This window comes from Streptomyces sp. NPDC053542 (genome assembly GCF_044544685.1).
GTDB lineage: Bacteria > Actinomycetota > Actinomycetes > Streptomycetales > Streptomycetaceae > Streptomyces.
The window spans coordinates 354,771-371,857 of sequence record NZ_JBITXL010000010.1 but is presented as its reverse complement, the minus strand read 5'-3'; the positions used below and the strand labels follow the sequence as shown (position 1 = coordinate 371,857).

Here is a 17,087-nt window from a genome sequence, read left to right as displayed (position 1 = left end):
TGCGGCGGCCGCGTCATGCGGCGCCGGGCCGAGCGCGTCAACTTCGCCCCCGGCGGCCGCTGGGACGAGCCGGCCATGGGCACCAACGCCCTCTCCCTCGCCCTGCGCACCGGCCGCCCGGCCACCGTCTTCTCCGCCGAACACCTGGTCGCGGCCCTGCACGGCTGGGTCTGCTACTGCGCCCCGATCCACGCCCCCGACGGCCGCATCCTGGGCGTACTGGACCTGTCCACCACCTGGGACCGCTCGCACCCGCTGGCCATGTCCACCGTGCGGACCCTGGCGGCCGGCATCGAGGCCGGCCTGCGCACCGCCCCCGACGCCCTGCCCCGGCAGGCCGGCCCCGCCGCGCCGGTGCGGCTGTCCTGCCTGGGCAGCGACGAGGTCCGACGGGACGGCACACTCCTGCGGCTGCGCCCCCGCCAGCTGGAGATCCTCACCCTGCTCGCGCTGGAGCCCGACGGCTACACCCCCGACCGGCTGCGCCAGGCCCTCTACGGCGACCGGCCGGTCACCACCTCCACGTTCAAGGCGGAGGTCTCCCACCTGCGGCGCGCCCTCGGCGGCGCGGTCGCCACCCGCAAGTACGCCCTGACCACCGCCGTCACCTGCGACGCGGTGGAGGTGTTGCGGGCGCTGGAGCGCGGGGACACCGAGACCGCCGTACGCCACTACCGCGGCCCGCTGCTGCCCGACTCCGAAGCCCCGGGCATCGTGGCCTGGCGCGAGCACCTCGAGGTCGCCGTCCGCGAGGCCGTCCTGGCCAGCACCCACCCCGAACACGCGCTGCGTTTTGGCGAGTACGCACCGTACGACGCCGAGGTGCACGAACACGCCCTGGACGTGCTCGGCACGCACGACGTCCGCCGCGGAATCGCCGCCGGGCGCCTGCGCACGGCACTGCGTGCCTGACAGCCGGCCCAACGGCGACTGGATCGCACCGGCCAAGGCGACCTCGCCCTGGACGCCGCGCACGCCGCGGCCGGTAAACGGGGCCGTACGCCCACCACCGCGCGGGCCAACCTCCTGAACAAGATCGCCGCCCGCATGGAGAAGCACCTCGAAAGCCGGCGGTCGCCGAACTACGTGGTCCGCGGGGACTGAGTTGGGCGGGCTGGAGGTGGCCGGCGAGCACCAGGACGGCCTGCGCGTTGACGACTGTCCACGCACCGCCTTCGACGGGTCCCGCCCGGTGGACGCCCGCGCGATCGAACCGGTCGGCCGGGCGGCCGCCACCGGCTGACCTGGTGGCGGCCGCCCGCGCTCAGAACTGCTGCGGGGGCTGCGGCTGCTGCCCGTACGGCTGTTGCGGGGCCTGGGGTTGCTGGTACGGGGCGTGGGACTGCTGCCCGTACGGCTGCTGCTGGTACGGGGCCTGCGCCTGCTGTGGGTACGACGGCTGGGCGTAGGGATGCTGTTGCGGCGGGATCTGGCCGGGGCCGGGGTACGGGCCGGGCTGAGGGCCGCCGGCCGGGGTGCCCTGGGCCGCGAGGGAGCTGCCCGCCGGGACGTAGTGCACTCGGCCCGTCGGGTCGGGGACCTGCACATAACCGGCCTGCTGCAACTGTGCTTCGTGCGTGGTGTGCCGTTTGCGGCTGTAGAAGACCATGCCCACTGCCAGGCACATCGCCAGGGCCCAGAACGGTATCCAGAACACTGCCGAGTCGCCGCCGTCCCGCATCAGCTGGATCAGTACGATCACCGTGATCGGGATGACGGCAAGGATGCGACGCTTCTCGTTGTGCCGCCCCGTCAGATCGAAGTTGATCTGGGCTTTGAGGAGTTCGGGGGCGTGCGTGGGCAGCGGCGGCACCGGGCCACCGGTGGCGGCCTGCGGGAACTGAGCCCAGGCATGCTGGGCGCGCTGGTACGCCTGCGGCTGCGGATCGGGCAGCAAAAGGAGTTGGGTGCCACGGTTCACATACCGGGCGTCCGCGTATTGGTAGCCGAACTGCTCGCCGAGGTGCGCCAAGCGCGCCAACTTGCTCACGGTCGCCCAGCTGTTGGTGACCTCGACCGGCGCTCCCTGAGCCATCAAGCTCACCATGGTGCGGACCTGGCCAGTGCTCACGGTTCCCCTTCCCCGGCGGGCAAACCTTGCACGTTCCGCCGTCCGGCCACCCTTTCACAGCAACGGACCAGCGCCGACCTGGGCCGAGCGGTATTGAGTGGTTGCGTTGTGGGTGGCGTTGTGGCCGCCGCTCGGCGGGTGAGGTGAGGTGAGGTGAGGTGAGGGCGAGGGTGAGGTCGAGGGCGGTGGGCAGGGGCGTCTGGAGCTACTGGCTACTCGCCGAACTCGCCTGATGCACTCCCGGGACCCGGGATGACGGCCGAGTCCGGCGGATCATGTCCCAAAGCCCACCAGCAGCTGTGGCAATGATCCGCCGGACAACACGCTCAGGCCGCCTGTGCCGGCCACTGCGATGCGGCTTGGCGCACCCGCTCCGTCGGAACGTCCTTACTAACGGATTAGGAGTTCTTGAACGTCCAGCTGTACGGCTCGCCGTCGTCCTCGGCCGACCAGCGGACGGAGAGTTCCTTCGCGTCCTTCGGGACCATGTAGGTCTCGCAGAGCACGTGGCTCTGGCCCTTCTTCCAGTTTTCGATGTCGCTGTCCGACTCGCAGCCGGGCGCGTCGTCCGCCGCACCGATCAGGATGGTTCCGCGCTGGCCGTCGGCGTAGATCTCGACGTTGTCACCGACGCTCGGGTACGAGGCGACGGTGCCGCCGCCCTTGTTCGTGTACCGCAGGTGGGCCACCGCGGGGACGAACCCCTTGGCCTTTGCCGGGTCGTCGACCATCTTCTTGGTGTCCGCCTCGGTACCCACGTCGATCTTCTGCGCGAGGACGGAGTACGTGATCTCGCCGTCGTCCTCCTTGAACTTGCTGGTGGCGCTCTCGCCGGTCGCCAGCTCCCGGCTCTCGGCCTTGTCTTCCTGGAGCTTGCTGGTGCCGCCCTTGGCGTCACCCTTGCTGTCCCCGCCGCCCGACCCGCCGCATGCGGTCAGCGTCAGCGCCAGAACAGCAACGGGCGCAGCCGCGCGGAGCCACAACGTCTTGCGCTTCAGCATGTTCGATCTCCCCGTTAGTTATGATCAGTTGGCATGATCATAACCAGAGATCCGGTTGGCGATCACTGTGGTCGGCCCCGGTGACCTGCGTTTTGTCATACTGGCCACCGGGATGCCTGACTAGTGACCGACGTCGACCGCGACGCCTCCCTGGCCGGCCTGCCCCCGCGCGCCGGTAGGGGGCATCCCGGTTGTCCTGCCCGGGATTTCAGGAGTGGACGCCGGTGACTCCGAAGCCGGGGCGTGCCGTTGCGTGCTGCAGTCAGCCGGTGCACTGTACGACGGCGTCCGCGACTACGGAATCGAAGTCTTCAGCAGTACCGCGTCCTTGCGCTGCTTGTTCCGTACCTCATCAAGGAGGTGAGCGGCGTCGCCGACGTTATGACCAGGGGAGGACCAGGGCGCCCCACGCGACGACGGGGCCGAGGGCGACGATGCCGCCGGTGTAGCTGATGATCTGGCGGTAGAAGCGGCGGGTGTCGATGCCGCGGGCGTTGCTGAGGACCAGGGCGCCGTTGGTGGAGAACGGGGACGTGTCGACGATCGTGGTGGAGACGGCGAGGGCCGCGATGAGGCCGGCGGCGTTGAGGTGGCTGGAGAGCAGCAGTGGTACGGCGAGGGGGATGATCGCGGTGAGGATTGCGGTGGAGGAGGCGAAGGCCGAGGTGATGGCTACGGTGAAACACAACACCAGGGCCACGAGGAGCGGTGCACCGAGACCGGCGGCGTGGTGGGAGATGTCCTCGATGATGCCGGCCTTCTCCAGCATGGCGATGTAGGTCATCATGCCCGCGACCAGCAGCAGCGTGGACCAGCTGATGCCGTCCACGGCCTTCTCCTGCCGTTCCATGTCCACCAGGGCCAGCAGGGCGCCGGCCACCAGGGCCAGGAAGCCGATCTCCAGCCGGAAGCCGAGCGCGCCGACCACCAGCGCGAGCAGGCAGGCGAGGGTGAGCCACTGACGCCAGTCCGGTCTGCCGGACGTGGCGGGGCTCTCGTCGTCGGCCGTCTCGTGTGCCGTGTCCGCCAGCGGGGCGGGGCGCTTGGCGAGGAACACGTAGGTGAGGAGAGACAGCAGCAGGTTGATGACGAAGCTGGCGGTGAACAGTGTTACGGGCGAGATGTGCAGCGTGGTGTCGTCGACCAGGCCCAGTACGAGGGCGCCGGAGACGGCGAGGGGGGAGAACGCGCCCGCGTGCCCGCCGCTGATCACCATCATGCCGGCCACCAGTGGGTTGATCTTGTAGCGGTGGGCGAAGTTCATGGCGATGGGGACGAGGATCGCGACGGCGGCGGGAGTGAAGGTGCCGAATGCCGTGAGCGTCGCGGCGACCAGGAACAGTACCCAGGGGATGAGTGCTACTTTGCCGCGCACCAGCCGTACTCCGGCCGCGACGAGCCAGTCGATCGTGCCGTTGCGGCGAGCGACGGAGAAGAGGTACGTGACCCCGACGATGGTCACGAAGAGGTCCACCGGGAAGCCCTCGAAGATCTCGTCCTCGGTGAGGCCGAGCGAGACGGTGCCGATGGCGAAGGTGGCGACGAAGGCGAGAATGCCCAGGTTGATCGGCAGAATGGTGCCGACCACGAACATCACCAGCAGCGCGCCTATGGAGATCACTTCAGTAGACATCTTTGTCCTTGGTGCGGTGGGGACAGGATGGCGCGCCCCGAGGGCGCGAGGTTACCCCGGGGCGGAGAGTGTGAACAGGTCCCGGGAGTGGAAGTCGCTCCGGTTCAGGTGGAGGTCGTTCCGGTTCAGGCTGCTTGTGGCCGGCCTGGTTCCGGTACGTAGATACGGGCATCGGCGAGCAGCCGTGCCGCCCGCTGTACGGTGACCCGGCCAGGCAGGCCGTCGCGCAGGTCCGAACAGCGGACCGCGATCACACCGGCCGGGGTGCCCAGGCGAAGCCACTCATCGGTCGGGCCGCCCGCGGCCCGGGAGACCACGGAGTCCTCCAGCAGACCCGCGGCCGCGACCGCGACGGCGGAGGTCAGGCCGATCGCGGGGTGCGGGGCGTTCATGGTGAGCATGCGTACGGAGACGTCGTAGTCCTGGGCTGCGACGCGTTCGCCGAGCGTTGTGGTGTACGGGACGGGGCGGCCGACCAGCCCCACCTTGGGGACCGCGTCACCAGGCTCCTCGCCCGGTTTGAGCAGGCCCATCAGCGGTGCGGCGGCGTGGCGGACGGTGCGCAGCCACGGTGCGTCCGCACGCATCCGGTCCAGGGGCTCGGCACCGGTGCGTGCGGCACTCGTCGCATCGACGAGGACGACCGGTGCCCCGGCGTCCACCATGCTCACCAGCATCGGATCCGCGGCACCGACCCGTAGCTCCTGCACGGCCAGCCCGGTGGGCAGCAGGGAACCGGTGGTGCGGCCCGCCGGGTCGCGGAAGGTGAGCCCGACCGCGACGCCGCCGGCCCGGGTGCCCGGTACGGTCTGGTCGCCGAAGTCGTGCGCCACGCCACCGGTGGTGTCCACGAGCCCTTCGAGCACCGCGCCGGTGTTCATGTTGCGCATCACCACACGCGTCCGGTCCCCGGTGATCGGCACCAGGCCCTTCGCGACGGCGTACAGGGCGACGCCGGTGGCGCAGTTGCCGCAGTTGCTCGTCCACTCCACCGCGCCGGTTCCGATGCCGACCTGGGCGAAGAGGTAGTCGATGTCCGTGCCGGGCTCGGGCGAGGCGCTGACGATCGCGGCCTTGGAAGTGGTGGGAGTGGCGCCGCCGACCCCGTCGAGTTCCACCGGGTCGGTGGCACCGTAGGCGGCGACCAGCAGTTTCTCCAGTGCGCCGAGTTCGGTGGGGACGTGGACCTGGTGGAACAGCCAGCACTTGCTGGTGCCACCGCGGACCAGGGTCGCGGGAATGTGCACGTCTGAGCTCTTTCTCGATCAACGCGGAGGGGGAGGGGCGGGAGGGGCCGGAGAGCGGTTACGGGCGTATTGCCAGCAGGTGAACCTGAACCGCTCCGGCGAATGCGAAGACCTTCGCAGAGGTGTGACTTGCGCACAATGGCAGTCAACTTCACCCGGGTTTAGCTGAGCTAAACTCAGCGCCATGCTGAACGTGCGCCATCTCCTGCTGCTCACCGAGGCCGCCGAACGTGGCTCACTCACCGCCGCGGCGGAGGCGCTGGGCATGACCACCTCCGCGGCCTCCCAGCAGATGTCGCTGCTGGAGCGCGAGGCCGGACAGCCGCTGATGGAGCGGCTGCCCCGCGGCATCCGTCCCACCCCGGCCGGCGCCGCGCTGGCCGAACGCGGACAGGCGATCCGCCGCGAGCTGCGCGCGGCCCAGGCCGACCTGGAATCCTTCGCCGATCTCGACCAGGGCACACTGCGGCTCGGTTCGTTCCCCACCGCGAGCGCTTCGCTCCTGCCGCTCGCTCTCACGCGCTTCCGTCGCCGTCACGAAGGGGTCCGTATCGAGGTGCGTGCGGGGGTCCTGGCCGAGCTGCGCGAGATGCTGCATACCGGCGAGGTGGAGCAGGCACTGCTGTGGGATTACGGCTGGAACCGCATCGAGGACCCGGCACTCGCCCTTACCCACCTGCTCGACGACCCCACGGTGCTGGTCGTCCCGGCGGACTCACCCCTGCGCGCCCACCCTTCCGTGCGCCTGAGCGACCTCGCCGACCAGGAATGGATCATCCGGGCCGACAACCACCCTGTCGCCGACGTACTGCGCCGCAGCTGCCGCCAGGCCGGGTTCGAGCCGCGCATCGCCTACGCCTCGCACGACTACCAGGAGGCGCAGGCCATGGTGGCCGCAGGACTGGGCATCGCGCTCGCACCCCGACTCGCTCTCACCAGCCGCCGCAGCGACGTCCGCCTGCTCCCCTTCGCCTCCGACGTACCGGCCCCCACCCGCCGCATCCTCCTCGCTCACGCCCAGGCCCGGCCCACCACGCCGCCCGCCCAGGCGATGGACCGTGTACTGCGCGTGGTGGCGCAGCGGTTCGCGTCCTCGGGGTTGCATCGGGCCCAGTTGGGGGCTGTTCGACGGGGGTGAGTGGGGGTCCACAGCCAGCCAGGCCGGCGAGAACCTCGACGCCGCCCCCAACAGGCGGGTGGGTACACCGTCGGCTTCCGGGTCGGTCGACGTGCGTGCGCCGGCAGGAGATGATCTGCAAGTGAAGCTGGTGACACAAATCCTGAGCGGATGCCTGGTCGCTATGGCGGTACCGGTGCTGACCGTTCTCGGACTTTTCACACTGGACAGCTGCCAGGCCAGTGATGCCACGCTCGACTCCGCGCAGATCGTCGGTACGTGGAGGGGGGAGGGCGGCGCTCGGGTGGAGTTCCACAAAGAGGGGACATTCGAGATGACGAGCGTCCCCCGCAGCGCGGTCGATGACGGTGCCATGGATCTTCCGCCCGGAAAGGGAAAGCTCTCCGGGAGGGGCACGTGGGACATGAGGGACGGTGATCGCCGGACCGGGTCCATCGCGCTGCACTTCGATGCCGCAGAGTCGTTCTCGGCCGGCACAGAGGTGGCCCTGCTCGAAGTCCAGCAGGCCGGCGACAGCCCGCAGATGTACTTCGACGTGAACCCGGACAAGCATTACGGCTACGAGATCCGGCGGGTGCGGGGGTAGGCAAGAGGAAAGCGCGTCGCCGGTGCACTGACGAGGAAACGGTCTGGTCCAGCCTCCCGCTGCCGGGAGCGGCATCGCTGGCTCTGCGCAAGTCTTGATGCGGGCCGGGCTGTCGCTGCACGATCTCCAACTGACGGGTGCGGATGGTGTTTCTGGCGCTGTAGTTCGGCGAGGGGCGGGTGCGTAACTTTCGCGCTGGGGAAAGATGTTGTAGAGGGTGCCAGTGCCACAGAGCCGTGCGTGAGTGACTTCCATGGGGGATGTTGATGAAGGTCGCGTTCGAGCAGAAGGACTCCGGCCGGGAGCGCGGTGGCCCTGACGAGACCGGTGGCGGGAGCGAGCGGAACGAGCAGAACGAGCGGAACGAACTGCGTCTACTGCATAGATGGCTGCTCGATGCGCGACGGCGGCAGGAGCACAGTGCCACGGTTGAGGTGGATGATGCCGCGCGACCCGGTGAGATGGGGAGCGGCGTCGAGGTCATCCTTGCCTCGGTGTCGACGGTCGTTTCGCTGGTCCAGTTGCTCATGTCGTACGACGCGTGGCGCCAGGCTCGCAGGCCACAGTCGGAGATCGTCATTCGTGTCCGTGGCGCCAGCTCTGGCGATCTCGAGGTGGTCCGTCGGGATGTCCCAGGTGTCACTGTGTTGCCCGACGAGAACGATGAGGACTTGGGGGATGGCGAGGATCAGGAAGGCGGAGAAGGCGCCGGCGCGGCTTCGGGGGAAGAGCGATGACCTCGCCCGGTACGCCATCCGGCTCTCCCGGACACCTGGGGCGGATCGACCCGGCGCGTTCGGCGTGTGTGCTGATCGGTGTCGATGCCTACACAGAACTGGAACCGCTGCGCAGCGTGCGGCGCAACCTCACCGAACTCGAGGCTGTGCTGGCCGACGAGGGAATCCTCGGCATTCCTGAGAACCGCATCAAAACAGTGCCCAATCCTCGGTCGGCCGCGGAGCTGGTGGGCTCGATCCGCGCGGCGGCTGAGCTCGCCACGGACACGCTGATCGTCTACTACGCGGGACACGGCCTGCTGGACTGGGAGGACGAGGAACATCTGTATCTGACCCTGCCCGACTCGGTCATGGACGCGCCGGAGACCTCCGTCCCTGATTCCTATATCCGGCGGGCCATCCGCGACAGCGCTGCCGAGCGCCGCGTCCTGCTGCTCGACTGCTGCTACAGCGGCCGGTTCCTCCAAGGGGAAATGTCCGCCGCCGACGCCGCCGACCAGGGCGCACGCGCCTCGGGGAAGGCGCTGGAAGGCATGAGCGGCGCGTATGTGATGACGTCCTCGTCCGGAACGCGTAAATCGCTCGCTCCAGATCCCAAGCGCTGCACGGTGTTCACGGAGGAGCTCGTCGGCGTGCTGCGCGAGGGCGTGCCGAAGGGGCCCGAGATGCTGACGCTGCACGGGGTCTTCGAGGCAGTTCGCGAACGTATGGCGCGGCGGAAGCTGCCCCAGCAGCAGGAGCCGCGGGTCCGGGACGACGGCGGTGTGGGCACACTGCCGTTCGTACGGAACCTGGCGGTGGCCCCGCCGCCACAGGCACAGGAGCCGGCCCCACCGGCCTCCCCGTACAGCAGGAGGCGGCTGTGGATGGTCACAGCGGGTGCGCTGGCCCTGGGCGTGATCGCCGGGCTCACCGTCGTCCCACGCGTGGCCGACTGGTGGCAGGAGCGCAACCCCCGGCCCGCTGGAGGCGTGTGTTCTGCCCGCGCGAAACTGCTCAGTTACTCCGACGCACTCGATAAACAGCAGGTATCGGGCGAGAAGGTGGAGGGGCTCTCAGCGCTCGCGCTCACCGGCCCCACGGATGCCTGGGCGCTCACGGACAACCACCCGGGGCGCATCTTCCCGCTGCGGCTCGGCGCGGCGACGAAGCTCGCACCACAGGTGCAGCGGGCCAAGACGTTGCGTACGCCGAGCAGGGGCACCGCTCCGTCGCAGTGGTTCGACGGCGAGGGCCTGGTCGTCGAGCGCAGCGGCAAGGGAGACAAGACGGGGGACAGGACGGTACTGGTCGCGTCCGAGACGGGCCCGGCCATCCGGCGCTTCAGCATGACCACGGGCAAGCAGGTGGGCAAGGACCTGCCGATTCCCCCGCAGCTCCGCGCTCGGCCGAAGGGGGACGCGCAGGCCGGTCGTACTCTGGAGTCGCTCGCGGCGTCCGCGGACGGACGTTACCTGTACGCCGCGATGGAAGGCCCGCTCGCCACGGACGGCGATGCCCGGGGCCGTAACCTGCTCCGTATCCAGCGATATCGCGGCACACCCGGCGGAGCCTACGAGCTCGACCGGCAGTACGCGTACAAGACCGGTGAGGGCATGTACGTCGCGGAACTGGCCACCGCCGGGGACGACCGGCTGCTGGCGCTGGAGCGGCAGTACGTGGCCGGCATCGGCAACACCATCCGGATCTACGAGGTGCCGCTCCAGGGCGCCGCGAGCGTGGACGAGAACACGGCGCTGTACGACCAGCCGTCCGACGTCTTCCTCCAGAGCCGTCTGCTGGTGGATCTCGCCGACTGCCCAGCGGGCGACGCAGGCGTCGTCCCCACCAGGAACAAGCAGCTCAACCCGCTGCTGCAGAACGTGGAAGGCATGGCTCTCGGCGAGCCCTGGACCACGGGCCCGGACAAGGGACGTCGCCCGTTGTATCTGGTCTCGGACGACAACGGGAGCAGTGAGCAGATCACACGTGTTTACGCCTTGAGTGTGCGCTTGGACCGGTGACGCGCGGTGACGCGGTGACGAGCCGAGCGGTACGCGCGGCGCTGCCGGCGTCAGTCGGTTGGGTTGTCGAAGCGGACCTTGACGTCGGTGTTGGGTGGGGTGAGGAAGCGGGCCAGGCGGAGGCCGGTGTCGTGGAGTTGGGTTTCGGTTGTCGGGGGGAGGGGTGCGAAGGGGGTGATGGTGAGGAGCCCGTCGTCGGCGCGCCAGGTGCCGGCCACCATGCCGTCGACGAGGATGGTGGCGGGCACGATGCCGTTGCGGGTGACCAGCCGCTTGCGGTGCTGCTCGGGGACGATGCGGGTGCGGTCGGCGTGCGAGAGTACGACGTTGTCGAAGTCCGGCAGGAACCGCGGCGGCGCCGGGGTGTCGGGATCGGGCAGCGGTGCGTCGGGCACGTCGAGGAGTTCGGCACCGTTCGCGCCGCGCAGCCGCCGCAGCCCGGTCATGCCGTCCGTCACCTCGCGCAGCCTGGTCAGCCCGCACCACGTCTGCACGTCGGCGACGGTCGCGGGCCCGAACGCGGCCAGGTAACGACGGATCACCGTCGGCATGTCCGCGGCCCGCAACGGCGCGCCGAGCCAGGACTCGGCGGTGTCGTACCGCGTCACGCCGCCCACGCCCCACACCGCGCGGGGCGGCAGCTGCACGAGCGCCAGCCGGGCCCGTGCCACGTCCGCCAGCACCCGCGGCGGCCCGCCGGGCAGCCGCTCCGCCAGCGCGTCCCCCAGCTCCTTCGGCGTCAACGGCCCCTGTGTGGCAAGCAGTTCCTCGGCGTGCCGGGCGATCACCTCGGGGTCGCCCGCGGCGGCCGTCGCCTTCGCCGTCACGTACATCCGGTCGATCACACGCTGCACGACGGGCCGCAGCGCCAGGCAGTCCGCCGCGCTCACCAGGTGAACCGTGCCGCGCTGCAGGAGGATCCGGGTGACCGAGCGGTCCTCGAGCAGCCGTGCCAGATCTTCGTGCCGGAAGGTCCTCAGCCGCGTCCACAGCCCGACGTACGGCGGATACGGGGCCTGCGCCTGCATGCCCACCAGGTGCTCGATCATGTCGAGCGCCGTCAGGCCGCTGGGTGCCAGCAGATGCTGCCGGGCCAGCGTGGCCCTGTTCAGCGCCCGCTCCGTGAGCCGACTGCCGCCGCCCGCTCCTGCGGTCCCTGTCATCCCCGCCGTACCTGCCGTCCCAGCCGTTTCCGTCAAGGTGTCCCCCTCGTCATGATCATCATCGTGATGTCGCAGGTCATTCGGTGTACGTACGTCAGCACAACGCTCAGCCTGATGGGGGTCACGCATCCCCATACCGCGCCGCCAGCACCCTGTGGTGTTCCGCGAAGCGGCGGCAGGCGTCGCGGAGTTCGGGCGGGTCGAGGACCGTGAAGTCGGCGTCGAAAGAGGCGAGCCACTGGGCGATCGCCGACAGTGACTCGCCGCGGAGGGCGACCACGCAGCGGTCGCTCTCGTCGGCCTCCACCGTTCCCCACTGGGCGGGTACCCGGCGCGCCGCCTGCTCGACCGGTACGTGCAGTCGCACCCGTGCCTGTACCTGCGTGAACGCGTTCGTGATGCCCTTCGTCACGAACGTGGTCGCGCCGCCGTCCGGCAGTTCGCGCGGTGTGAAGCGTGGCCCGGTGGGCGTCTTCAGTGTCATCCGGTCCACCCGGAACGACCGCCAGGCGTCGCGCCCCACGTCCCAGGCCACCAGGTACCACCGGGTGTCGGCGCGGACCAGCCGGTGCGGTTCGACCTCGCGCCGGCTCGCGGCGCCGTCCCGGGCCGAGTAGTCGAAGCGCAGCCGCTCCCGCCCGTGACACGCCGAGGCGATCGCGGCCAGTACGGACGCCTCGACCGCGGACGCGGCCTGCGGCCGCTCCACGACCTCCACCTGGAGTGCGTCGCACCGGATGCGCAGCCGGGACGGCATCACCTGCCGCAGCTTGGTCAGCGCCCGCAGCGCGGGCTCGGCGATCCCGATCACCGGCCCGATCGCGCCGGACTGCAGGCCGAACGCCACCGCCAGGGTCTCGTCGTCGTCCAGCAGCAGCGGCGGCATCTCCGCCCCCGCGCCGAGCTGGTACCCGCCGCCGACGCCGAGCCTGGCGTTGACCGGATAACCCAGCTCCCGCAGCCGCTCGACGTCGCGGCGCAGCGTGCGCGTGGTGACGTCGAGCCGCGCCGCCAGCTCGGCGCCGGTCCATTCGCGCCGCGCCTGCAGCAGGGAGAGCAGCCGGAGCAGCCGTGACGAGGTCTCTCGCATGGATCCGACAGTAGCGCGAAAGGCGGACCGTACCTGTCCTACATGGGTCCTACTGTGCCGAGTATGCACACGCCGTGTGCGGCACCGGCCGGCCGTGGAGCCGGCCGAGGCAGGCCGTCGTCGAGGAGACGACAGAGATGAGGAGTGAGCTCATCGCATGACAGTGATCGAGAATTCGGCCGGGAGGACCGGTTCGCGGCTGGGTCTGATCCTGGTCGCCTGCTGCACGGGGCAGTTCATGGTCGTGCTCGACGCGTCGATCGTGAACGTGGCACTGCGCCCGATCCAGGACTCGCTGGGCTTCGCACCCAGCACCCTGCAATGGGTGATCAATGCCTACACGGTCGTCTTCGCGGGCTTCCTGCTGCTCGGCGGCAGGCTCGCCGACCTCTTCGGGCGGCGGCGGGTGTTCGCCATCGGGCTCGCCCTGTTCACGCTCGCCAGCCTGGTCGCGGGCCTGGCCTTCGACCCGGCGACGCTGCTGATCGCCCGTGCCCTGCAGGGCCTCGGCGGCGCGGTGCTCGCCCCGGCCACGCTGACCGTGCTGTTCACCTCGTTCACGGACCCGGCGGGCAAGGCCAAGGCGTTCGGTACCTGGAGCGCGGTGGCGGCCGGCGGCGGGGCCGTCGGCGCGCTGCTCGGCGGCGTGGTCACGGAGTGGCTCTCCTGGCGCTGGATCTTCCTGGTGAACGGCCCGATCGGTGTCGTGCTGATGGTGCTGGTCCTGACGGCCGTCCCGGAGTCGCGCAACGACCAGGCGGACCGCCGGATCGACACGATCGGTGCCGTGGCCGTCACCGGCGGTCTGATGGCCGTCGTGTACGGCATCGTGTCGGCCAACGACGACGGCTGGGGCGCGGCCACGACCGTCGTCTCGCTGCTGGCCGGCGTGGCGCTGCTCGTGTTCTTCGTCCTCAACGAGGCCAAGTTCGCCCGGCAGCCGCTGGTGCCGCTGAGCATCTTCCGCAACCGGTCGGTCTCCGCCGCGAACATCGTCTCCTTCACCACCAGCGCCGCGCTGGTGGGCGTGCTGTTCCTCTTCACGCTGCTGATGCAGTTCGTCTACGGATACGACTCGCTCACCACGGGACTGGCGTACCTCCCGCTGTCGCTGGCCATCGTCGTGGTCGCCCGCGGCGTCGCCCCGAGGCTGATCACGAAGCTGGGCCCCAAGCCGGTCCTCGTCGCGGGCAGCGTCCTGTCGCTGGCGGGCCTGCTGTGGCTGTCGGTGATCTCCGGTGACGGCGGGTTCGTGGGCGATCTGCTGGGCCCGTCGGTGCTGTTCGGCGCGGGGCAGGGCCTGGTGTCGGCCACCGTCACCATGGCCGGTACCGCGAAGGTGCCGTACACCCAGGCCGGACTGGTCTCCGGCCTGCTCAACGCCAGCCGGCAGGTCGGCGGCGCGCTCTGGCTCGGCATCATGGCCGCCGTCGTGGCGAGCTTCGCGCACAGCCTCGTCCCGGGCGCCGACATCGCCGGGTACCACCGCGCCTTCCTGATCGCGGCGGTCTTCCCCGTGATCGGCATCCTCGCGGGCCTCGCCGTCCCCGCGGTCTCCCCGGAGGCCCTCGCCGCCGCGAAGAACAGCTGGTCGGCCAAGAAGTCGGCGCAGAGCGCGGAGGGGGACGCGGCGACGACGTGAGAACCCGCGCCTGAACCGAGACAGGAGGAAGGAAACGAGTACCGCCGGTGGCCGCGCGCCGCCGGCGGTACGCGTGTCAGCGCCGGGTCACCCGGACCGCACCGTGCGGAAGAACGTCCGGACGTCCGCCACCAGGTCGTCGGGGGCCTGCAACGAGGCGAAGTGCCCGCCGCCGGCGTGCCGCGTCCAGTGCGTCACCGTGTTGGACCGCTCCGCCAGCGCGCGGATCGCACGGTCCCCGGCGAAGTTGGCCACACCGGTGGGGACCGGCGCGGGCGCGGGCCGGCTGCCCCATGCCTCGGCCCCCGCCTCGCGGTAGATCCGCGCGGCCGACCCCGCGGTCCCCGTCAGCCAGAAGACCGACACATTGGTCAGGATGGTGTCGCGGTCGATCGCGCTCTGCTTGGTGCTGGTGGGGTCCCAGTCCACGAACCATTCGAGGTTCCACGCGAGCTGCCCGGCCGGTGAGTCGTTCAGCGCGTACGCCAGGGTCTGCGGCCGCGTGCTCATCTGCGTCGCGTAACCGGAGTGGCGGTACCACCACTCCTGGTTCCGGCGCACCTGCTCCCGGTCCGCCTCCGCGAGCGTGGCCAGTTCGTCGGGGCTCTGCGTGGTGGAGGCGTTGACCAGGGCGTTGACGTGGACGCCGAGGACCCGCTCCGGGGCGATCCGGCCCAGCTCCGTGGAGACCAGGCTCCCGAAGTCCCCGCCCTGGGCGCCGAACCGTTCGTACCCCAGCCGGTGCATCAGCTCGGCCCAGGCCCGCGCCGTGCGGCGCACGCCCCAGCCGGGCTGCCGGGTCGGCCCGGAGAACGCGAAGCCGGGCACCGAGGGCGCCACCACGTGGAACGCGTCCGCGGGGTCCCCGCCGTGCCGTGCCGGGTCGGTCAGCGGACCCAGGACGTCCACGAAGTCGTAGACCGTGCTGGGCCAGCCGTGCGTGAGGACCAGCGGCGTGGCGTCCGGCTCCGGGGAACGGACGTGCAGGAAGTGGATGTTCTGGCCGTCGATCTCGGTGGTGAACTGCGGGAAGTGGTTCAGCCGCGCTTCGTGCCGGCGCCAGTCGTACGCGGTGCGCCAGTGCTCGACCAGATCGGCCAGGTAGTCCTTGCTGACGCCGTACGACCAGCCGGCTTCGGGAAGTTCGTCGGGCCATCGGGTGCGGGCCAGCCGGTCGCGCAGATCGTCCAGGTCGGACTGGGGGACATCGATGCGGAAGGGGACTGCTGTGCTCATACGGCCAGCATCCGCCCCTTGTAGGACAGCCCGGGTCCGCTGCCGCGGTGAGGGGACGGGTTCGGACACTTTCGGGTGACACGGGGCGGTCGCCCTTGGCCTGGATGCGGTGTCCCGTCCCCGGCCGGGGACGGGACAGCGGCCCTCAGCCCCAGTCGATGTGGTGGTTGTGCACCCAGAGGGTCTTCCGGCCGTCGGCCTGCGGCTTCCGGAAGGTCCGGGCGATGAAGTAGTTGCGCACCATGCTGCGCACCGGTCCGCTCAGGTTGCCCTCGATGTTGCGCTTGCCCTGCGCCACCACCGCCTCGACCCGGGTGCGGCGCTGCGCCTCGAACGTCCGGAACGCCGCGTCCACCGTCGCGCCGTCCCGCAGACACTTCGCGAGGACGACCGCGTCCTCCATCGCGATGGAGGCGCCCGAGCCGGAGGTGGGCGAGGCCGCGTGCGCCGCGTCCCCGATGACGATCATGCGGTCGCGGTGCCAGCGGGGCACGGTCGGCAGGTCGCAGTTGAGGAAGGGGGCCGGCACGTCCGGCGTCGCCCTGATGATGTCCGCGACCGGCATCCTGTCGCGCGCGAAGAGCCGCACCAGCTCGTCCCGCCAGGCGTTGCCGCCGCGCAGGGTGGCCGGGTCCGGCCGTTCCGGACGCGGCGGGTTGGCGTACCAGCGGAGCTCACCGCCGGGCGCCTGGGTGTACATGAAGAAGCACTTCCTGCCGAAGAACATGCGGATGACGCCGGGCGCCTCCTCGACCGGGTAGTCGGGCACGCATCCCCACGCGTTGAGCACGCCGACGTAGCGCGGGGCCGGTGCCGCCGGGTCGATGATGTTCCGCACCCGTGAGTGGAGGCCGTCCGCGCCGATGAGGACCTCGCCCTCGGCCTCGTCCCCGTCGGCGAAGCGGGCGCGTACCGTGTCGCCGGTGCGCTGGGCGTCGATGATGCGCTTGCCGTACTCGATGCGCACGCCGCGGCGTTCGGCCTCGTCCCGGAGGGCGACGTAGAGGTCCGAGCGCTGGACCGTCGTGTTGCCGGTGCCCGAGACGCGGTTGAAGGCGATGTCGCCGGTCAGCCGCCGTCCGTCGTGCCGGTAGAACGCCATCGCGGGGGTCTCGAAACCGGCCTTGCGCACCACGTCGGCCAGGTCGACGCAGTCGCAGGCGTCGAGGCCGTTCGGGGCGATGTTCATGAACGCACCGACGCCGTCGGCGGTGCGGTCGAACGCTTCGTGGACCGTGGGCTCGAAACCGGCTTTCTGCAGGGCCATTGCGGCCACGGGGCCAGCGATGCCACCGCCGATGATGAGTGCGCGCGCCATTCTGGTCACCTCTGTTGGAGTGTGTGGGCCGCCGAGGCTACGGCCGGTCTTTCGAATGCGGTTCGTGAACCGTTCAAGAGGCGCGGCGCGTGGCGTGTCGCCGTGGTCTTCGAACGAGCCTCGAAGCGGCTGGGCCACGCTGCGGCAGGCCGGGCTCCGGCCCGGCCGTCCACCGCCCGCACGAGGTGAGAGCCTGCGCTGATCCGACCAGGGTCATGACAC

At 70.4% G+C, this 17,087-nt stretch carries 15 protein-coding genes; 7 read left to right on the top strand and 8 right to left on the bottom strand.

Annotated features, from left to right (window positions below):
• Window positions 1-912: GAF domain-containing protein (locus tag ACIGXO_RS27670; RefSeq protein WP_399792141.1), on the top strand; the 912-nt coding region annotated here is incomplete at its 5' end.
• Between the two features lie 193 nt (window positions 913-1,105).
• Window positions 1,106-1,243: a hypothetical protein gene (locus tag ACIGXO_RS27665; protein WP_399792139.1), complete on the top strand. Its 138-nt coding sequence runs from the start codon at window positions 1,106-1,108 to the stop codon at window positions 1,241-1,243.
• A gap of 21 nt (window positions 1,244-1,264) precedes the next feature.
• Here ACIGXO_RS27665 and ACIGXO_RS27660 read toward each other — a convergent pair whose 3' ends face one another.
• From ACIGXO_RS27660 to ACIGXO_RS27645, 4 genes are all read right to left on the bottom strand, one after another.
• Window positions 1,265-2,071 (bottom strand): hypothetical protein, encoded by an 807-nt coding sequence (locus ACIGXO_RS27660; protein WP_399792137.1) that lies wholly within the window; start codon window positions 2,069-2,071, stop codon window positions 1,265-1,267.
• 398 nt (window positions 2,072-2,469) lie between these two features.
• Complete coding sequence (locus ACIGXO_RS27655) at window positions 2,470-3,069, bottom strand: hypothetical protein (protein ID WP_399792175.1); 600 nt, start codon at window positions 3,067-3,069, stop codon at window positions 2,470-2,472.
• 382 nt (window positions 3,070-3,451) lie between these two features.
• A complete protein-coding gene (locus ACIGXO_RS27650) occupies window positions 3,452-4,705 on the bottom strand; it encodes an SLC13 family permease (RefSeq protein WP_399792135.1) in 1,254 nt (417 codons plus the stop codon).
• A 125-nt stretch (window positions 4,706-4,830) separates the two neighbouring features.
• Window positions 4,831-5,952 carry a PrpF domain-containing protein gene (locus ACIGXO_RS27645; protein WP_399792133.1) on the bottom strand — a complete coding sequence of 374 codons (1,122 nt, stop codon included), beginning with the start codon at window positions 5,950-5,952 and terminating at the stop codon, window positions 4,831-4,833.
• A 184-nt stretch (window positions 5,953-6,136) separates the two neighbouring features.
• On the opposite strand from ACIGXO_RS27645, the gene ACIGXO_RS27640 reads away from it, so the two are divergent.
• The 4 genes from ACIGXO_RS27640 to ACIGXO_RS27625 all read left to right on the top strand — a co-directional run bounded on the left by ACIGXO_RS27640 (window position 6,137) and on the right by ACIGXO_RS27625 (window position 10,416).
• The gene (locus ACIGXO_RS27640; protein ID WP_399792131.1) at window positions 6,137-7,090 is read left to right on the top strand and encodes a LysR family transcriptional regulator; all 954 of its coding nucleotides are present in this window, start codon (window positions 6,137-6,139) and stop codon (window positions 7,088-7,090) included.
• A 121-nt stretch (window positions 7,091-7,211) separates the two neighbouring features.
• The gene (locus ACIGXO_RS27635; protein ID WP_399792129.1) at window positions 7,212-7,676 is read left to right on the top strand and encodes a hypothetical protein; all 465 of its coding nucleotides are present in this window, start codon (window positions 7,212-7,214) and stop codon (window positions 7,674-7,676) included.
• 266 nt (window positions 7,677-7,942) lie between these two features.
• Complete coding sequence (locus tag ACIGXO_RS27630; RefSeq protein ID WP_399792127.1) at window positions 7,943-8,413, top strand: hypothetical protein; 471 nt, start codon at window positions 7,943-7,945, stop codon at window positions 8,411-8,413.
• Window positions 8,410-10,416 carry an esterase-like activity of phytase family protein gene (locus ACIGXO_RS27625; RefSeq protein WP_399792125.1) on the top strand — a complete coding sequence of 669 codons (2,007 nt, stop codon included), beginning with the start codon at window positions 8,410-8,412 and terminating at the stop codon, window positions 10,414-10,416. Before ACIGXO_RS27630 ends, ACIGXO_RS27625 begins: the two co-directional genes overlap by 4 nt.
• A gap of 50 nt (window positions 10,417-10,466) precedes the next feature.
• Here ACIGXO_RS27625 and ACIGXO_RS27620 read toward each other — a convergent pair whose 3' ends face one another.
• Entirely contained in the window at window positions 10,467-11,579 is a 1,113-nt protein-coding gene (locus ACIGXO_RS27620; RefSeq protein ID WP_399792123.1) for a winged helix DNA-binding domain-containing protein, read from the bottom strand.
• Window positions 11,580-11,700: 121 nt separating this feature from the next.
• On the bottom strand, window positions 11,701-12,669 hold the full coding sequence (locus ACIGXO_RS27615; RefSeq protein ID WP_399792121.1) for a helix-turn-helix transcriptional regulator: 969 nt from the start codon (window positions 12,667-12,669) through the stop codon (window positions 11,701-11,703).
• A gap of 157 nt (window positions 12,670-12,826) precedes the next feature.
• Here ACIGXO_RS27615 and ACIGXO_RS27610 point away from each other — a divergent pair, with 157 nt between their 5' ends.
• Window positions 12,827-14,311, top strand: a complete 1,485-nt coding sequence (locus tag ACIGXO_RS27610; protein WP_399792119.1) for an MFS transporter — start codon at window positions 12,827-12,829, stop codon at window positions 14,309-14,311.
• An 87-nt stretch (window positions 14,312-14,398) separates the two neighbouring features.
• On the opposite strand, the gene ACIGXO_RS27605 is transcribed toward ACIGXO_RS27610, so the two are convergent.
• Window positions 14,399-15,547: an epoxide hydrolase family protein gene (locus ACIGXO_RS27605; protein ID WP_399792117.1), complete on the bottom strand. Its 1,149-nt coding sequence runs from the start codon at window positions 15,545-15,547 to the stop codon at window positions 14,399-14,401.
• Window positions 15,548-15,692: 145 nt separating this feature from the next.
• Window positions 15,693-16,865, bottom strand: coding sequence for an FAD-dependent monooxygenase (locus ACIGXO_RS27600; RefSeq protein ID WP_399792115.1), 1,173 nt, complete (start codon window positions 16,863-16,865; stop codon window positions 15,693-15,695).
• Window positions 16,866-17,087 lie beyond the last annotated feature (222 nt).

Bases quoted from the DNA above. Each gene is read 5' to 3' on its own strand.
- ACIGXO_RS27615 (WP_399792121.1), bottom strand. From the start codon at position 12,669: ATGCGAGAGACCTCGTCACGGCTGCTCCGGCTGCTCTCCCTGCTGCAG.
- ACIGXO_RS27620 (WP_399792123.1), bottom strand. From the start codon at position 11,579: ATGACAGGGACCGCAGGAGCGGGCGGCGGCAGTCGGCTCACGGAGCGG.
- ACIGXO_RS27625 (WP_399792125.1), top strand. From the start codon at position 8,410: ATGACCTCGCCCGGTACGCCATCCGGCTCTCCCGGACACCTGGGGCGG.
- ACIGXO_RS27630 (WP_399792127.1), top strand. From the start codon at position 7,943: ATGAAGGTCGCGTTCGAGCAGAAGGACTCCGGCCGGGAGCGCGGTGGC.
- ACIGXO_RS27640 (WP_399792131.1), top strand. From the start codon at position 6,137: ATGCTGAACGTGCGCCATCTCCTGCTGCTCACCGAGGCCGCCGAACGT.
- ACIGXO_RS27600 (WP_399792115.1), bottom strand. From the start codon at position 16,865: ATGGCGCGCGCACTCATCATCGGCGGTGGCATCGCTGGCCCCGTGGCC.
- ACIGXO_RS27605 (WP_399792117.1), bottom strand. From the start codon at position 15,547: ATGAGCACAGCAGTCCCCTTCCGCATCGATGTCCCCCAGTCCGACCTG.
- ACIGXO_RS27610 (WP_399792119.1), top strand. From the start codon at position 12,827: ATGACAGTGATCGAGAATTCGGCCGGGAGGACCGGTTCGCGGCTGGGT.
- ACIGXO_RS27650 (WP_399792135.1), bottom strand. From the start codon at position 4,705: ATGTCTACTGAAGTGATCTCCATAGGCGCGCTGCTGGTGATGTTCGTG.